The sequence below is a fragment of the Nocardia carnea genome (assembly GCF_029869215.1).
Taxonomy (GTDB): Bacteria; Actinomycetota; Actinomycetes; order Mycobacteriales; family Mycobacteriaceae; genus Nocardia; species Nocardia carnea_B.
Genome location: NZ_JARWPM010000241.1, coordinates 1 through 17,272 on the forward strand (window position 1 = coordinate 1; position 17,272 = coordinate 17,272).

The window sequence follows — 17,272 nt, forward strand, 5'->3', positions numbered from 1 at the left end:
CCCCGCGCGGCCGGGGGGCGCCCCCCGCCCCCCCCCCCCCCCCCCCCCCCCCCCCCCCCCCCCGGGGGGGGGCGCCCCCCCCCCGGGCGGGGGCGCGGGGGGGGGGGCCGCCCCCCCCCCCCCCCCGGCGCTGGTGGCGCGTGGTGAATTCTCCATCGTCATCGCCGGCCTGGCCGTGGCGGCGGGCGCCGTCCCGGACGAGTTCGCGGCACTGGCCACCACCTACGTCCTGTTGATGGCGGTGGTCGGGCCGATCGCGGCGCGCGTGGTGGAACCGGTGCTGCGGATCGTCACCCGCCAGCCCAAACCGGAACCGGATTCGGCCGACGAATAACGGGCGGCACCGACGGGCCGTGATCCGCCGATCGGCCTCCGCGGCGAAGAAGGCCGATCGGCGAACCCGGTGCCGCCGCTCAGGCGGCAGCGGCCGAGCGCAGTGCCCGCAGTACGGTACCGGGGTCCTCGACATCGACCACCAGCCGGGTGTAATCGGTGCCGCGTAGTTCGATGCGTACCGCTTTCCCGCCGAACAGGGTGTCCCAGAATTCCTTCCGGCCTTTACCGCGGAATGTCCCGGCCGCGATCGCCCCGGGGAAGAACGCGCCCGGTGCGCGGACCCAGGGCGGGCGGCGATCTATTTCGGCCGGTTCGACGGCCACGATATTCGCCAGATCGAAGGTGATCCGGTCGCACAGCGACAGCACCCGGTGCGTACCACGGACATGGACGGTGACGGTGGTGCCGGTGATCTCGATATCCACCATGAGGTTCCTCCCGGAGGCCGAGTTCCGCTGGTCTGATTCCAGAGTGCCGTCGCGGCCTGTCGGTTGGCTGTGCTCCTGCTGTGAAAGTTCTCAGGTTCGGCGATCGCGGATCGCCGCAGGTGGCGATGACCGGCGGGGCGCGCGGTGGCGCGGCGCGGCCGGTATCGGTCAGACTCGTCGGTGTGTATCAGGAATCGAACGAGTGCCCGGCCACGCGCCGGGGAACTCGGCGGACCGGAAACCACCGGTACGCGTCGAGTCGAGGTGATCAGACGTGACCGCACTCGCTCCGGGGGAGAACCGGCCCGCGCCGGGCGATCGTTTGACCGTCACAGTGACATGCTCGGCGCCGGTGGATGTCTCGGCGCTGCTGCTCGCCGCCAACGGTAAGGTCCGGTCGGACGGAGACTTCGTCTTCTTCAACCAGCCCGTGGGGCCCGGCGTCACCTACCGGCACGGCCGCGGCGCCGGGGACGTGGTCGATGTGCAGACGCCGGTGCTACCGGCCGAGATCGACAAGGTCGTGGTCACCGCCAGCCTGGACGGCAGTGGACCACCGACGTTCGGCGCGGTGGGTTCGCTGACGGCGACGATCACCGGGCCGCAGGGCACGCTCACCTTCCCGGTCTCCGGATTGAGTACCGAAACGGCCGTGGTGTGCGTGGAGATCTACCGCCGTGCGGGCGCCTGGAAGGTGCGCGCGGTGGGGCAGGGCTACGACAACGGCCTGGCCGGGATCGCCACCGATTTCGGCGTCAACGTGGACGACGATCCGGTGCCGCCGGCCGCACCCCCACCGGCACCACCGCAGGCCTCCCGGACGGATCCGACCATGGTCGCCAACCCTGTTGCGGCACAACCCTATCCGGCGCCACCACCGGCCGCCGGTTACCCGCCCGCCGCCCCGCCGGCCCCGGCGTATCCGCCTGCGGCGCCGTATCCGGGGCACCAGCCCCCGCCCGGTTATCCGCCCCAGCAGCCGTATCCGCCCGCCGCCTATCCGGCGGCGGCCCCGGTGCCGCCGCCGGCGCCCCAGCACAATCCAGCACACTTTCCTCAGCAAGGAGCTCAGCCGATGCACAGCGAGCTGTTCGACCCGCGTCATGCCGAAGTCTCTGGTATGGGCATCCAGAAACAGGGCGGCAAGATGATCAAGGTCGGGGTGAACGGCGAAACGCTGGTCCGCTCCGGCTCCATGGTCGCCTACCAGGGTGATCTGCATTTCCAGGCGCTCGGCTCCGGCGGGATCGGCCGGGCCATCCAGCAGCGGCTCACCGGCGAGGGCGTCCCGCTGATGAAGGTCTCCGGCCGCGGTGATCTCTTCGTCGCCAACGGTGCCGCCGATGTACACATCATCGATCTGGACGGCACCGACGGGCTCACCATCAACGGATCGAACGTGCTCGCCTTCGACCCGACACTGGGCTACGACATCCGGATGGTCCAGGGCGCGGCCGGTTTCGCCAGTAACGCCGGCCTGTTCAACTGCGTGTTCTCCGGCCGCGGCCGGATCGCCATCACCAGCCACGGCACCCCGGTGGTGCTCAACGTCGACCAGCCCACCTATGCCGACCCGCAGGCGGCGATCGCCTGGTCGTCGAGTCTGCAGACCGGGGTGAAACGTAACGATTCGTTCGGGCTGGGCCGGCTCATGGGCCGCAGCACCGGGGAAGGTATCACGCTCTCCTTCTCGGGGCGCGGTTTCGTCATCGTGCAGCCCTCCGAACTGCCGCCGGGTGGATTCCTCGGCGGTACCGGTGGCGGGCAGGAGGCAGGGCAGAGCGGGGGCCTGCTCGGCGGTCTGCTCGGCTAGCTGTAGTTCCCCGGGCCGTGCGGTGCGGCGACGCCGCGGCGGTCGTGCCGGGCCGCGCCGCGGCGCGCGGATCGGCCGGGTGGGTCCAGGACCTGCCCCGCAGACACCGTGGCAGCGCCGTGGGCACTCGTTCCGTGACCAGGTGCTCATGGTCCGCCGGGCGGCTTGTGCGGTCTCCTCGTACCGAGACCCGCGGGGTATGGCGGAGGCAGCGTCGTCGTGTCGAGCGGCGGTTGCTGCTCTCGGCGCCGCAGGCTGCACGCGGTATCGCCCCGGTGGTTGTGGCATCAGCGCGGTGGGTTGCGGGAACGGCGGGGCGGCAGGTTCGCGGTGCCGAGCAGTGTTGTGGGGCCGGGCAGCCGGGCGTTCACCACGTCGAGTGCATATCGGCTGAAACGCGACAGCGGCGTGGGCCCGGCGCGCGGTATCGGCCGCTATCCGGCGCGCGGTATCGCGGGTCCGGTGGCGACATCACGCTGATGGGCGGGCCTGCGCTGCGGCCGCGGTGTGGTATCGACGACATATGGTGATGCGCTCTCGGTACGACGTAGTAATCGTCGGTGGCGGGCACAACGGGCTGGTGGCGGCCGCGTACCTGGCCCGCGCGGGACTGTCGGTTCTCGTGCTCGAGCAGGCGGCGGCCGCCGGGGGCGCGGCCGTCTCGGCGCGGTTGTTCGACGGGGTCGATATCCGGTTGTCGCGGTACTCGTATCTGGTCAGCCTGCTGCCGGACCGGATCGTCCGCGATCTGGGCCTGCGGTTCCGCACCCGGAAGCGGCGGATATCGTCCTACACCCCGGCCGGGCACACGGGCCTGCTGGTCGACAACGAGTCGCCGTCGGCGACCCGGGAGAGCTTCGTCCGTGTCACCGGATCCGAGCGGGATTTCGCGGCCTGGCAACGGTTCTACGCGATGACCGGGGAGGTCGCCCGGGCCGTGTTCCCGACCCTGACCGAACCCCTGCCCACCCGCGCCGAACTCCGCCGGCGGGTCGGGGACGAGGCATGGGCGGCGCTGTTCGATCAGCCGCTGGGTGCGACGATCGAAACGTTCTTCGCCGACGATCTCGTACGGGGTGTCGTTTTCACCGATGCGCTGATCGGTACGTTCACGCATGCGCACGACGAATCCCTCACCCAGAACAGGTGCTTTCTCTACCACGTGATCGGTGGCGGCACCGGCGACTGGGATGTGCCGGTGGGCGGGATGGGCGCGTTGACCGATGCCCTGATCGAGGCAGGCCGGCAGGCGGGAACCGAACTGGTGACCGGAGCGGAGGTGACCCGGATCGAGACGGACGGCAAGACCGCGCAGGTGAGCTTCGCGACCGCCGGTGCGGACGAGTCCACGGTCGGCTGCCGGTACGTTCTGGCCAACGCCGCCCCCGCCGAGCTGGCCCGGCTGCTGGGCGAACCTGCGGGTACGGAACCGCAAGGCGCGCAACTGAAGATCAATATGGTGCTGGACCGGCTACCCCGCCTGCGGGATCCGGGAACGGATCCGCGTGACGCCTTCGCCGGCACCTTCCATATCGCCGAATCCTACGAACAACTCGAGCAGGCCTACCGGGATGCGGCGGCCGGGCGCCTCCCCACGGCGCCGCCGTCGGAGATCTACTGTCATACGCTCACCGACCCGACAATCGCCGGACCGGGGGACACCGCCCGGTATACGCTCACTCTCTTCGGACTGCACACACCGGCAAGCCTTTTCGCGGACGACCCACAGGCCACGAAGGATGCGGCGGTCGCCGCGACGCTGGCCCAACTGGACGCGGTACTCGCCGAACCCCTCACCGAATGCCTGGCCCGCGACGCCCACGGCCGGCCGTGCCTGGACGCGGCCAGCCCGGTCGATCTGCAGCGTTCGCTACGCCTGCCCGGCGGGCATATCTTCCACGGCGACCTGTCCTTCCCGTACCGCACCGAACCCGCCGGCACACCGGCGCAGCGCTGGGGTGTGGATACCGCGCACCGCACCGTTCTGCGGTGCGGTGCCGGCACCGTCCGCGGTGGCGGCGTGAGCGGTATCGGCGGGCACAATGCCGCCATGGCCGTTCTCGAGGAAACCGCCGCCCAGCGGCCGGGAAATGCGCGGTGAATTCTGGTCGGAGAATCGGCTGCACTGCTCGTCCGTGGGAGTATCCGAATACGGTGTGGCGGTAGGGTTGTCGGCTGTGGATCGGCCCGGCGGGTGTTCGATTCCAGTTCGATATCCGGCGCCGAGGAGATGTACGTGGCACTCGAAACCGCACCCAAGGGTGAGGCCCCCGACGACAAAGCCGCGCGCGAGCAGAAGGCGATCCGCGATCTGGAGAACCGGCTCGCGGCCGCGTATGCGCAGGACCGTACGGCCGCCGAGGTGGGTGGTGCCGTCCGGAGTGCGCACGATCGCTTCGCCGACAGCAAGGTCCGGGATTTCGTGCCCATCCTGGTCGAGCGCGCGGTTCGCCGGCAACTGGATCCGGCCGAGGACGCGGCCGGTACCGCCGGCGCGGGTACGGATGATTCCGCCGCACCCACCGAGCGGATCGCCGCGGGAGCCGGTGGCCCGGCGCTGCCCGACCGGGTCCGCGCCCTCGCCACCGACCGGCGTGGCCTGTTCGTGCTGGCCGGTGCCGGAGTGGTGGCGGCGGGCGCGGCAGCCTGGGCGGTGACCAGGCCCGATTCCGGATCCGTGCAGGCGGCCGCACCCGTCGCGGGGGCGCCGCTGACCGGGGTCACCGGCGTGGTGGGCTCGGAGAAGATGGCGTTCTTCGGCGATGAGCGGGTCGCGGAGATCTTCGCCGCGCACGGGTTCGATGTCCGGGTGAAAGCGGCTGGGTCGCGGGAGATCTCCACCTCGGTCGATCTCGGTGGTCAAGCTTTCGCCTTCCCGTCCAGTCTGCCCGCGGCCGAGAAACTGAAACGCGAAGTGGGCGTCCGGACGCAGTTCACGCCGTTCTATTCGCCGATGGCGATCGCCACCTTCGAACCCATCGTGCAGCTGCTCGACGCGGCCGGTGCGGTGAAGTACGACGGCCCGGTTCCGGCGCTCGACTTCTCCGCCTATATCGATATGGTGCAGCGCGGTGTGCAGTGGGACGAACTGCCCGGCAACCGCACCTATCCGGTCGAGAAGAACATCCTGGTGAGTACCACCGATATCCGGACCTCCAATTCGGCCGCCATGTACCTAGCGGTGGCCGGCTATGTGGTCAACGATCATGCCGTGGTGCGCGGCGCGACGGCCGAACAGCATGTGCTGCCCACCTTGCAGCGGCTCTTCCTCGCCCAGGGCTATACCGAGGGCTCGAGCGCGGGCCCGTTCGAGGAGTACCTCACCGCCGGGATGGGCGCGACACCGATGACCTGGATCTACGAGGCGCAGTACGTCGCCGCGGCGGTCGAGGGCCGGTTGCGACCCGATATGGTGCTGCTGTACCCGTCACCGACCGTGGTATCCCGGCATACGCTGGTACCGCTCACCCCCGAGGGCGAGCAGATCGGGGCCTTGCTGCACAACGACCCCGACCTGCAGTCGCTGGCCGCCGAACACGGTTTCCGGACCGGCGACACCGCCCGATTCGACGAGGTGGTCACCGAACACAAGGTGCCGGTCGCTCAGGACCTCGTCGACGTCGTCGATGTGCCGGCCTTCGAAACCCTGGAACATCTGCTCGACGGGGTCGCGGGCGCCTACTGACGCGGTTCGGCGACCCCGCGTAAGGGCGCGGGCTTGCCCGGATTCTCGGCATTGCGGCCGTGGCACAGTCCGTGCTCGCGAGTCCGTTCGCGGCAACGTACGCCGACCGTCGCCGGGTAACCGGCCGCGGCCCGAGGCCGCCGCGGACCCCCGGGCCCGGTGCGCCGGCCGCCGGGTGCGGAGCCGCTCGCCCGCGCGGGCCGACCCGCGGATCCGCGGGCCGGCAGCGGGTATGTCAGAGCTGGGTGGCGACCTCGTTGGCGATGAGCGCGAGGTGTTCGAGATCGGCCAGGTCCAGGATCTGCAGGTAGATACGCTGGGTACCGATCTCGCGGTAGCGGCCGATCTTGTCGACCACTTCGGCCGGTGAACCGGCAAGCCCGTTGGTGCGCAGTTCGTCCACCTCACGGCCGATCGCGGCGGCCCGGCGGGCGATCTCCGCCTCGCTGGTGCCCACGCAGGCGACCAGTGCGTTGGAGTACACCATGCTGTCGGCAGGCCGGCCCTGCGCGGCCAGGGCGGCGCGGACGCGGTCGAACTGGGCGGCGCTGTCGGCAGGGGAGACGAACGGCAGATTGAACTCGCTCGCGTACTGCGCGGCGATACGTGGTGTCCGGGTGGGGCCGAGGCCGCCGACGATCACCGGTACGGGCTGCTGGACCGGTTTCGGCAGGGCCGGGGAACGGACGAGTTCGTAGTACTTGCCGGTGAAATCGAAGGTGTCACCGAGCGCGGTTTCCCAGAGGCCGGTGATCACCGCGAGCTGTTCCTCGAGGCGGTCGAATTTGTTGTCCGGGAACGGGATACCGTACGCGGTGTGCTCCTCGGCGAACCAGCCGGTGCCGAGACCGAGCTCCACCCGGCCGCCCGACATCTGGTCCACCTGCGCCACCTGGATCGCCAGCGGACCCGGCAGCCGGAAGGTGGCCGCGGCGACGAGGGTGCCGAGCCGGATCCGGCTGGTCTCCCGGGCCAGGCCGGCCAGGGTGATCCACGCATCGGTCGGACCGGGCAGGCCGTCCACGGAGCCCATGTGCAGATAGTGGTCGGACCGGAAGAAGCCGTCGAAGCCGAGTTCCTCCGTGGTCCGGGCCACCCGCAGGAGTGTCGTGTAGTCCGCGCCCTGCTGCGGTTCGGTGAAGATACGCAGTTCCATGAGGCCTATCGTGCCGCACGGCCGGCCGGGTGCCGGATCGGGTGGCCGATGCGGGCCTGCCGCCGCGCTGCCGGGCTCAGACCAGTCGTGCGGCGGGGCCGGTCATCGTCGTCGGCAGTACCTGGTCCGACCAGCCGCACGGCAGCGAGCAGCTGGCGATGACCACGGTGTCGGCTTCTCCGTTGTCGTAGATCCGCCGATACGATTCGGCCCGCGCCGGATAGCCGCAGGATTTGCATTTTCCGAAGTAGTTGAGGATTTCGTCGGCGCGGGTGAGCGCGACCCGGCGTTTGGTTTCGGGCATTGTGTTTCCTCCGGAGTCGGAGCGTGTGATACAGCGCCGAATGTAGTTCGCGCACAGTGGGTGTGTAGGCGGAGTGAGCCGCGGCTGGGACCTCTCACACTGTGGTTACCGGCCGGTTTGGGCAACCTCCAACGGCGAGGTCGGCGGCCTTTCCGGACGACGGGTGAATATTCGGCAATTCGCTTCGTGACCTGTCACAGAGCGCCCCGGCGCGGGGGTTACTCACTGGTAATAACGGTAGGCGCCGACTATTGTGAGTCAGGTTACAGATGGGGAACCCCGCCGACCCAGTTGTCCGTTGCGGGCCGACGAGAAGTTGTACGAGTTGGTTACCGACGTCATCGATGTGGTCGCGGATCTGCCCGCGGCGCGGGCCGCGATCTGGGACCTGCTGCTGGACCCGCAGACCTATCCGCGCGTATTCACCGGGATCGGCGCCTGCTCCCGGCTGGACCTGCCCGGCCGGCAGCCGGTGTTCGAATTCCGGATCGGCACCCCGGCCGCCGGAATCCGGATCCTGCGGGTCCGGGTGGTCGCCGGCCGCTGGTACGAAAGTGTGGAACTGCACGCGCCGGAGATCGGCAGTTTCGCCGCCCTGCGGCTGACCGGCGAGGGCGACCGCAGCCGCGTCTCGATCACCTTCTTCACCCCCGGCCGGGTACATCGGCATGTTGCGGGCCTGTCGAATTCCGCCGTACAGGAGTGGGCTGTCAAGGGTCTGCGCCGGATGACCGATATCGTGCGCGGCGCCCGCACCTCGGTCGTGGCCAACGGCGATGCCTCCTCGGTGCGCCGCAATCTCGGGGTGTTCCGGCAGGTCACCGCCAGCGGTGTGGTGCGTACCCGCGCACAGGTCGCGGTCAAACAGCTGCTCTCGCTGAACAAATGGGGTTTCAACCTGGCCGGCGGGTACGCCGCGGGTGCCGCCTATTCGCCCGACCGGCTCGCCGTGATCGACGATCGGGGCGACCGTACCTTCGCGGAGATGGACCAGCGCACCACCGCGCTGGCCGGTGCGCTGGCGTCGGCGGGGTTCGGCGCCGGCGATGCCATCGGGCTGCTGTCCCGCAACCACGCCGGAATGGTCGAAACCATGGTCGCGGCAGGCAAACTCGGGGTCGATGTCGCGCTGCTCAATGCCGGGCTGGCGGCCCGCACGATCGAGCAGATCGTGCAGCGCCATCGGCTTTCGGCGCTGTTCGTGGACGGTGACCTGGAAGAACTGGTGCAGTATCTGCACGGCGATCTGCCGCGGTTCAACACCGATCTGCGCCCGCCGGTACCGGACCGCTACACCATCGACGATCTGATCGAGATGGGGGAGACCGATTTCCGGGTTCCGGCCCACCCCGGCCGGTTGATCGTGCTGACCTCCGGCACCAGCGGGGTCCCGAAAGGAGCGCGCCGCCCGCACCCCAAGGGTTTCGGTACCATCGCCGCGCTGCTGTCGCGGATTCCGCTGGACATGGAATCGGCGATGCTCATTCCCGCCCCGCTCTTCCACACCTGGGGGCTGGCCGGGCTGCAACTCAGTACCGCACTGCGTTCGACGGTGATCCTGCCGGAACGGTTCGATGCGCAGGAGTGCCTGCGGCTGGTCGCCGAGCATCGGGTCGCCACGATGATCGTGGTGCCGACCATGGTCAACCGGATTCTGGACCTGCCGGCGGCGGTGCGTGCCCGTTACGACACCTCGAGCCTGCGGCACGTGATCAGTTGCGGGGCGCCGCTGGCCGGGGCCACGGTCCTGCGGTTCATGGACGCCTACGGCGATATCCTCTACAACGTCTACGGCTCCACCGAGGTCTCCTGGGCAACCATCGCGACGCCGGCGGACCTGCGCTTCGCACCCACCACCGCGGGCCGGCCGCCGCTCGGTACCCGGGTCGCGGTGCTCGGCCCCGACCACAAACCCGTCCCGCTCGGCGCCACCGGGCATGTGTTCGTCGCCAATCACATGCTCTTCGACGGCTATGTGAACGCCGCTCCGCCCGAGGAAGCGCACGGCATGCTCGATACCGGGGATGTCGGTTACTTCGATGTCAACGGCCGGCTCTTCATCGCCGGGCGCGACGACGAGATGATCATCTCCGGTGGCGAGAACGTATTCCCGCGGCCCGTGGAGGAAGCCCTGTCGCATCTTCCACAGGTGAGCGAGGTCGCCGTGGTGGGTGTGCCGGACCCGGAATTCGGCCAGCGACTGGCCGCCTTCGTGGTGAAACACGAAGGGTCCGGACTGGATCCGGACATGGTGCGCACCTATATCCGGCATCGTCTGAGCCGGTTCTCGGTGCCCCGCGACGTGACCTTCCTGCCGGCGCTGCCGCGCGGGGAGACCGGAAAGATCCTGAAATGGCTACTGGCCGGGGGGAACAACGGTGACCTGCCGCCGGCGGGTATGGGCGGGCTGGGTGTGAGCGGGTCGGCGTAACCGCGGCACACCGGGGTGGCCGGGCAACGGCGGCGGAGCCGGTCGGATCCACGAACGGGCCACCCGCCACGGGCGGCGTCCGACCGAACATAGGGCAGGGGCCGGCCGCCGGTGAATGCCCATGTGATGCTGATCGATCCGATATTCGCGGTGACATGGTGTTATTCGCGATTGCCGGATACCCGGCCGGCCTCTCGGGAGCGCCGCGGCGTCGCGTAACAGGTGCCGGGGGCACGGGCCGCCGAGCGGGCGCGGGTAGATTCAGCATCCGCATAGGCAATCGGTCGGGAGAGGCAAACCTCCGTGGTAGTAGTTTCCGTGCTCGCAGGACTGGCCGTGGCGGTGGCGCTCGCCGGGCTGCACTGGTACCTGTGGCGGCGGCTGGTTCGCGACACCACGCGAGAAGGATCGGTCTGGCGGCCGGTCGGTGCCGGGGTACTGGCACTCGGCGCGGTGCTGATGGGTGGTGGGTTCGGTGCGTTGCTGGCCGGCGCGACCTGGGATACCTGGCGTGTTCTGGCCTGGCCCGGTTTGCTGTGGGCGGCGCTGTTCCTCTACTTGCTGATCGGCGTGCTGGCCGGGGAGATCGTGCGGCCGCTGCTGTTGCGTGCGCTGGACCGTCGCGATCCCGGTACCGCCGCGCCGCCCGCCGCCCCCGCGCCCGCCACGGACGACCGCGCGCCCGCCGCGGCACCTGTCGGCGCCGCGGTCGGTGGTGCGGTACCCGGTGCCGGGGAACTTCCCGCGGCCGCGCCGCCACCCCCGCCGGAGGACGCCGGCCCCGCGGCACCGGGCCGGGAACCGCTTTCGCGCCGGATGCTCATCTCCCGGCTGGCGGCCGGGGCGACGGTGCTCGCGGCGGGTGCGGTGGTCGGTACCGGAACCTACGGGGTGCTCGACGGCCCGCTGGTACGCCGCGTCACCGTACCGCTGGCCAAACTGCCCGCGCAGGCCCACGGCCTGCGGATCGCCCTGGTCAGCGATCTGCATCTGGGCCCGGCGCTCGGCCGCGGTTTCTGTGAACGGGTGGTCGCGACGGTGAACGAGACCCGGCCCGACCTGATCGCGATGGTCGGCGACCTCACCGACGGCAGTGTCGCGGACCTGCGCGCGGAAACGGAGCCGCTGGCCGGGCTGAGCGCCCCCCTGGGCACCTTCTTCGTCCCCGGAAACCACGAGTACTACTCCGATGCCGACGCCTGGCTGGCTCGAGTGGGTGAGCTCGGGATGCAGGTGCTGCTCAACAGCCGGGTGAGCCTGCCGGATTTCGACCTCGCCGGGGTCGATGATCCCGCCGGGACCGAGGTGGGCCGCGGCCCCGATTTCGGGGCGGCGCTGGACGGCCGGGATCCGGAACGTACCTGCGTACTGCTGGCACACCAGCCGGTGGTGGTACACGACTCGGTGCGCTACGGGGTGGACCTGCAATTGTCGGGTCATACCCACGGCGGGCAACTGTGGCCCGGGAACCTGCTGGCGCGGGCGGCCAATCCGACTGTCGCCGGATTGGAGCTGTACGGGGCGACCGCGCTGTACGTGACCCGTGGCGCGGGGGCATGGGGGCCGCCGGTCCGGGTGGCGGCACCGTCCGATATCACGGTGCTGGAGCTGGCATCCCTGCAGGGGGTCTGAGCGGTGGTGCCGGCAGGACCGTCTCAGAGCCGGGTGAGCAGTGCACGCAGGCGTTCGATCCGCGGTAGCTGGACGGGGATGAATTCCGGCGGATGATGGATTTCGATACTGAGCCGGTCGTCGTAGGTGGAGATGATGCTGGTACCGCCGCCGGGTTGCGGCGGGCGGCGGCCGGTGCGGTCGGGTTTGGCGATCATGGTGGTGCGGAAGTCGTCGATCCGCAGGGCGGGTGCGGACAACCGGGGTAATCGGCCCCAGTTCGTGGTCATCACCGTGTCGAACGGGTTCGCCGGTGGTGCGGCCAGGGTATCGGGCAGTTGCAGCGGAGTCTGCTGGATGTAACCGGTGGTGAGGCCGGCCCGCAAAGCATGGAACACCCCGTGGGCCAGCCCCGGGAGCGTGCCGGGAGCGCCCGGAGGCGGCCGGTAGCTCGCGAAACCCAGGACGTTCGTGCCCTCCACCGGGCCGATCGGCGGGCGGACCCGGCGCCGCAGATCGACCGAATACGAACACTGCAGGGCCGTCACCGGGACCTGCCGGGCCTCGGCTTCGGTGAGCAACAGGGCCGCGGCCACGAGACTGTGCACCGTCACCCCGGCGCGGTGCCCGCGGGCCGCGAGCGCCCCGGTGTGCTCCCGGCTGAGCCGGCAGCGGGTGGTGATCAGCGGCGGGTACGGCTGGTCGTTGGCGGTCAGCGCGTCGGGCGGGGGTAGCGGGGGTGCGTCGCGCGGTGGCCCGGTTCCGTCCGGGAGGGGCCGCCGGACGATTCCGCGGGCGCTGAGCAGATCCTCCACCGGCCGGGGCTGCCGGAGCGGCGCGAGGGCGGGGACGCGGCCCGTGGCGGCGGTGGCGTAGCAGTGCCACAAACGCTCGTAGAGGTGCAGTGCGTGGGTCGCGTCGGCGATACTGTGGTGGACGAGCAGGGTGACGCTCGCTCGCGCACCGGAGCGCACCACGTGCACCGAGCCGAGCGCGCGCCGCTGATCCGGATCCGCCCCGGTGAGCAGCTGCTCCGGGTCGCCGTCGGCGACGGTCAGCACGGTTTCCGGCGGTCCGGCGGTGACGAGCGTATGGCCGGCCGGTTCGCTCGGCGTGAGCTGGGCGCCGAGCATCGGATGGGCCGTGACCAGGGCCTCGTACGCCGCGGCCAGGGCAGCGGTGTCCAGCGGGCCGGACACCCGCGCGCAGTATCCGACGAACACCTCGCTGAATGCGAAGATCTGTTCGCTGGGTGCCAGCGGACGGATGACGGTAGCCGCGGTCATTATGGTGCCTCTGTCCGGATCTTTGCAGTGAGATTAATCGAAAAGCGCGTATTTGCCTCATATTTCGGCCGGGCCGAGACGGATGCTACACAGCGGCTCCGATATGGCTGGTACGTTTGCTTAGGTAAACCTAATTAAGTGAGGAGGCCGGATGGCCAGGAAACGCACGACCATGACCGTCGCCCGGACCGAATGGCTCAGCCCCCATATCGTCCGCGTATACCTGGGGGATCCCGGATTCGACGATTTCACCGGCAACGAATTCACCGACGCCTATGTGAAGCTGCTGTTCGACCGTCCCGACGGTGAGGTCATGCGCACCTACACCGTCCGGTCGGTGGACACCGCGGCCCGCGAGATCGCCATCGATTTCGTGGTGCACGGCGACGAGGGGATCGCCGGTCCGTGGGCCGCGGCGGTCCGGCCGGGTGAGCAGATCACCTTCTTCGGGCCGAGTGGCGCCTACGCGCCGCGCGCCGACGCCGACTGGCATCTGCTGGCCGGCGACGAGGCCGCGCTGCCCGCGATCTCCGCCGCGGTGGAAGCCCTGCCCGAGGGTGCGCCCGCGAAGGTGTTCATCGAGGTCGCCGGCCGTGCGGACGAGATCGCCCTCCCCTCGAAGGCGCTGGTGGATATCACCTGGGTGCATCGTGGTGGTGCGGCGCACGAGGTCGGTGAGGACCGGGCCGGCGATAACGCCCCGCTCATCACCGCGGTGCGCGCCGCGCCCTGGCTGCCCGGGCAGGCGCAGGTGTTCATCCACGGCGAGGCGCAGGCCGTGATGCACAATCTGCGCGCCTATATCCGCCGGGAACGCGGTGTTCCGGCCGAATTCGCCTCGATTTCCGGGTACTGGCGGCGCGGGCGGACCGAAGAGGGATTCCGCGTCTGGAAGAAGGAACTGGCCGAGGCGGAATCGGCCGGCTAGCCCCGGTGCCCGGCGATCAGCCCGCCGGGCATTGCGCGCCGCCGGGTATCGGCAGGCAGATTCCGGCCGTGGCCGAGAGCAGCAGCCCCGCGCCCGCCACCAGGGCGCCGAGGGCGACGGCGAGGAACACCGCCACCCACAGCAGGCCGGGCAGCTTGGTGAGCCGGGCCAGCTGGTCGGCATCGGTGGTCCCGTCGCGCATGCGCGACCGGGTCCGTTGCAATTCGAGCACCGGGCGGCTCCCGGCCAAGAGCAGCAACCAGGTGGCCAGGTAGGCGAAACCGGCCTGCAGCGCATCGGAACCGAACCAGGACACCGCGAAAACCAGTGCACCCGTAGACATTACGGAGATCACGCCGTAGACGTTGCGGATCATCACCAGCATGGCGGCCAGGGCGGCGATCGCGATCCACAGCATGAGCGTGATCCGCCCGGCGCCGAGCAGGGCGGCGAAACCCAGCCCTACCAGGGGCGGCGCCGGGTATCCGGCGAGCGCGGTCAAGATCATGCCGAAGCCGTAGGGTTTGCCGCTGGAGACGGTGAGCCCCGACGTATCGGAGTGCAGGGTGATCGCATTGAGCCGGCGTCCGCTGAGCAGTGCCACCAGCGCATGCCCGCCCTCGTGCGCGATGGTGACGACATTGCGGGTCAGCCGCCACAGCGGCCCGTAGCCGACCAGTACCAGCGCCGCGACGGCGGTCGCGAGTACCAGCCAGGACGGTGGTGCCGCCTGGGTCGTCGTGAGCCGCTCCGCGATCGAACTGCTGCGGTCTATCAGATCACCGGTATCCACCGCCGCACCATAACCGGGGGTGGCCCGCGGATGCGCGTCGTAGGGTGGGCTCGTGGCCCCCGGCGGCGGTCCCGATGGGTCTATACACGAATTTCCGGTATGTGTTGATGGGACGTCTCACTATCTTTGGGTGGTCCCGTTCCGAGCTGGACCTAAGTCCGCGCGTTGAGTCACGCGGGCTCGAGTGGATAACTATACGTTTGTCCATATCGGTATTCGGTCATGGCGGAGGGAGCACGGATGTGCACGAGTGGGCAGTACGACCCCGAACCGGAGGACTCCGCCGAGACGTTCGATGTGCCCGATCTGGCCGAATTGCTGCGGATCTGGTCGGTGCACACGCTGGGAACCCCGAGCGTCCAGCGCCCGGTGGCGGATTTCGGGACGGCGTTCCGGGTGGGCTTGGGTCTGGCGCTGGCCCTGCTGGACGATTCCGATCCCTCGGGCCGGCAGGTGCTGGCCCGGCTCGAGGTGGCGGCCGCCCGGTGGGCGCGTGAAGAGGTACCGCTCGAGGTTATTCAGCATGCGTTGCACGAAGGAGTGAAAAGTGGCCTGGGGCTGAGCGATTCGCGATTACTGCGGAGCAGTCCGGCCGCCGACGGCCTGGACGGCTCGTTCGTGGTGGATGTGCTCGATACGCTGACCGCCGCGGTATCGCGCGCCTATGTGGCGCAGGTGCGCAGCGGGCAGGAACCGGCGTGAGGTTCACGGGGTCCGGTAGCTGCGCGCGACGAGCGCGGACCGCAGATACCACAGGCCCGACGGCTGGGTCGGATCGAAGCCGGTGAGCTGGGCGACCCGTTTCAGCCGGTAGTCGATGGTGTTGGTGTGGATATGCATGAGCCGGGCCGTGCGCTGGCGGTTGAGATTGTTCGAGATATGCCGTTGCAGCGTTTCCAGCAGTTCGGGATGGTCGTCGAGCGGATCGAGCAGCGAACCGAGATACTCCCGGCCGGGTCCGGGGCGGGTGAGCTGGTATTCCAGTGCCATATCGTCGAACCGGTACAGGCCGGGGACACAGTCCAGCCGCTGCACCATATCCAGCAGTTCGTGGGCCTGGTCGGCGGCCGACGGTACCTCCGCGGTGGGTGCTTCCACCATGGCGGCGCTGATCGGCACCTGCGCCGCCCGCGACAGCTGGGGCAGCAGTTCGTCGAGTTGCTCCGGGCTCAGCACACCGGCCGGCAACAGGATGGTGCCGCCGTCGACGCTGAGCAGCGACAGGGCCGCGTCACTGCAGCGGGTCGCGAGTTCGGCCTGGACGCGGCGCAATTTACGGCGCGCCACCACTTTTCCGTCCAGCGCGGCGACGGATTCGTCCGGGTGGGCCGGAATGGCCACGGCCAGAACGACATAGGCGGGCGCGATCTCGATCCCGCATTCCCGGGCCATGGTCGAGGTGCTGTGCCCGCCCAGCAACGCCGAGGTCAGCGTATGCACCGCGGTGTGGTGTTCGCTGACCACCGACCGCAACTCCCGGACGTATGCCATGGAGATACAGACGGTCATCTTGTCGAGCATTTCGACCACGAGTTTCGCGCCGTCGACCAGCGCCGAGTAATCGGTGACGGTCGCGTTCGAGACCACCAGGTCCAAGCCGAGCCGGAAACCTTCGTGCACGGCGTGGTGGATGGTGTCGATCGGCACCCCTTCCCGGGCCCACCCGGCGGCGGCGTTCTCCAATTTGCGGGTTTTCTCCGGGATGTCCTGGCCGTCGAGCATGCTGACCGCGAGTTCGAGGCAGGTGCGGGTGATGGTGGTGACATCGCCGTAGATGGCGTCACCGGGGAGTGTGCCGCACGGCACCACGTTCTCCACGAAATGACCGACCATCCGCCGGGACAGTTTGCGGACGTCCTGCAGCGGTGCGGACATGGGCTGTCCGGATAGCGTCAGCTTCGTTCTGGTCGTGTCGACGGTCATGCTGACTCCTTCTACCCCCGGGTGGCGAGACTGCGGCTCCACAGTAACGAGCGTGTCTCGCACAGGGGACCTCTTTGCCAACTCGACTGGACGACCGTGCAGGCCGAACCGCCGGTGTTGTGACTGGTCACAGTGGTGCGGATTATGGTCGGAAGGGCAGGTCAGGCGGGGAGGGCCGGTGCCAGGACGCCGGTCACCCGCTCGGCCCGGACGCAGGCGCCGCCGCCGGTGGGGACGCTGTCCACCCGTACCCGGACGAGTCCGCCGTCCTCGGTGGACAGCAGGTAGCTACAGGTGGCCGCGCTGTCGGCGGCGCCCGTGTGCAGGCGCTGCCCGGTCCGGCCCGCGACGGTGACCTCGGTCCGGGTGACCTGGTCACCGCCCACCTCGCCGGGTGTGGCGTCGGTGGCGAACAGCACCCGGACCGCCGCGTCCGCACCGCTCCAGCCGCACCCCGCCCAGCCGGGTTCGGTGGCGACGTGGGGGCGCCGCGCCACCGCCCGGGCCCCCGCCGCGGGGGGCAGGCCGGGGGGGTGCGCGCGGGGGGGCCCGACCGCGGCCCGCGCGGAGGGCGGGCC

At 69.8% G+C, this 17,272-nt stretch carries 14 protein-coding genes and 1 pseudogene; 8 read left to right on the top strand and 7 right to left on the bottom strand.

Annotated elements, in window-relative coordinates:
- Window positions 1–127: 127 nt before the first annotated feature.
- A pseudogene (locus QH276_RS16755) lies at window positions 128–334 on the top strand (cation:proton antiporter); the annotation flags it as partial.
- 79 nt (window positions 335–413) lie between these two features.
- On the opposite strand, the gene QH276_RS16760 reads toward QH276_RS16755, so the two are convergent.
- Complete coding sequence (locus tag QH276_RS16760) at window positions 414–764, bottom strand: hypothetical protein (RefSeq protein ID WP_280400007.1); 351 nt, start codon at window positions 762–764, stop codon at window positions 414–416.
- Window positions 765–1,038: 274 nt separating this feature from the next.
- On the opposite strand from QH276_RS16760, the gene QH276_RS16765 reads away from it, so the two are divergent.
- The 3 genes from QH276_RS16765 to QH276_RS16775 all read left to right on the top strand — a co-directional run bounded on the left by QH276_RS16765 (window position 1,039) and on the right by QH276_RS16775 (window position 6,262).
- Window positions 1,039–2,577 carry an AIM24 family protein gene (locus tag QH276_RS16765; protein WP_280400006.1) on the top strand — a complete coding sequence of 513 codons (1,539 nt, stop codon included), beginning with the start codon at window positions 1,039–1,041 and terminating at the stop codon, window positions 2,575–2,577.
- 523 nt (window positions 2,578–3,100) lie between these two features.
- Window positions 3,101–4,678, top strand: a complete 1,578-nt coding sequence (locus tag QH276_RS16770; protein WP_280400005.1) for a phytoene desaturase family protein — start codon at window positions 3,101–3,103, stop codon at window positions 4,676–4,678.
- Between the two features lie 93 nt (window positions 4,679–4,771).
- Window positions 4,772–6,262, top strand: a complete 1,491-nt coding sequence (locus tag QH276_RS16775; protein WP_280400004.1) for a three-helix bundle dimerization domain-containing protein — start codon at window positions 4,772–4,774, stop codon at window positions 6,260–6,262.
- A 235-nt stretch (window positions 6,263–6,497) separates the two neighbouring features.
- Here QH276_RS16775 and QH276_RS16780 read toward each other — a convergent pair whose 3' ends face one another.
- Both QH276_RS16780 and QH276_RS16785 read right to left on the bottom strand, forming a co-directional pair.
- Window positions 6,498–7,418, bottom strand: coding sequence for an LLM class F420-dependent oxidoreductase (locus QH276_RS16780; RefSeq protein ID WP_280400003.1), 921 nt, complete (start codon window positions 7,416–7,418; stop codon window positions 6,498–6,500).
- 76 nt (window positions 7,419–7,494) lie between these two features.
- Complete coding sequence (locus QH276_RS16785; RefSeq protein ID WP_280400002.1) at window positions 7,495–7,722, bottom strand: hypothetical protein; 228 nt, start codon at window positions 7,720–7,722, stop codon at window positions 7,495–7,497.
- A 325-nt stretch (window positions 7,723–8,047) separates the two neighbouring features.
- On the opposite strand from QH276_RS16785, the gene QH276_RS16790 reads away from it, so the two are divergent.
- Both QH276_RS16790 and QH276_RS16795 read left to right on the top strand, forming a co-directional pair.
- Window positions 8,048–10,153: an AMP-binding protein gene (locus tag QH276_RS16790; RefSeq protein WP_280400001.1), complete on the top strand. Its 2,106-nt coding sequence runs from the start codon at window positions 8,048–8,050 to the stop codon at window positions 10,151–10,153.
- A 303-nt stretch (window positions 10,154–10,456) separates the two neighbouring features.
- Window positions 10,457–11,785, top strand: coding sequence for a metallophosphoesterase (locus tag QH276_RS16795; RefSeq protein WP_280400000.1), 1,329 nt, complete (start codon window positions 10,457–10,459; stop codon window positions 11,783–11,785).
- A 23-nt stretch (window positions 11,786–11,808) separates the two neighbouring features.
- Here QH276_RS16795 and QH276_RS16800 read toward each other — a convergent pair whose 3' ends face one another.
- The gene (locus QH276_RS16800) at window positions 11,809–13,050 is read right to left on the bottom strand and encodes a phthiocerol/phthiodiolone dimycocerosyl transferase family protein (protein WP_280399999.1); all 1,242 of its coding nucleotides are present in this window, start codon (window positions 13,048–13,050) and stop codon (window positions 11,809–11,811) included.
- 151 nt (window positions 13,051–13,201) lie between these two features.
- Between QH276_RS16800 and QH276_RS16805 the strand changes: the two genes are divergently transcribed.
- The gene (locus QH276_RS16805; RefSeq protein WP_280399998.1) at window positions 13,202–13,978 is read left to right on the top strand and encodes a siderophore-interacting protein; all 777 of its coding nucleotides are present in this window, start codon (window positions 13,202–13,204) and stop codon (window positions 13,976–13,978) included.
- Window positions 13,979–13,994: 16 nt separating this feature from the next.
- Here QH276_RS16805 and QH276_RS16810 read toward each other — a convergent pair whose 3' ends face one another.
- Window positions 13,995–14,771 (bottom strand): M50 family metallopeptidase, encoded by a 777-nt coding sequence (locus tag QH276_RS16810; protein ID WP_280399997.1) that lies wholly within the window; start codon window positions 14,769–14,771, stop codon window positions 13,995–13,997.
- Window positions 14,772–15,011: 240 nt separating this feature from the next.
- Between QH276_RS16810 and QH276_RS16815 the strand changes: the two genes are divergently transcribed.
- Window positions 15,012–15,473 (top strand): hypothetical protein, encoded by a 462-nt coding sequence (locus tag QH276_RS16815; protein ID WP_280406803.1) that lies wholly within the window; start codon window positions 15,012–15,014, stop codon window positions 15,471–15,473.
- A gap of 3 nt (window positions 15,474–15,476) precedes the next feature.
- Here QH276_RS16815 and QH276_RS16820 read toward each other — a convergent pair whose 3' ends face one another.
- Together QH276_RS16820 and QH276_RS16825 are read right to left on the bottom strand one after the other, a co-directional pair.
- Entirely contained in the window at window positions 15,477–16,694 is a 1,218-nt protein-coding gene (locus tag QH276_RS16820; RefSeq protein ID WP_280399995.1) for a PucR family transcriptional regulator, read from the bottom strand.
- Window positions 16,695–16,855: 161 nt separating this feature from the next.
- Window positions 16,856–17,272, bottom strand: a 417-nt coding sequence (locus tag QH276_RS16825) for a DUF3558 family protein (protein WP_280406804.1), incomplete at its 5' end; no start/stop codon positions are given.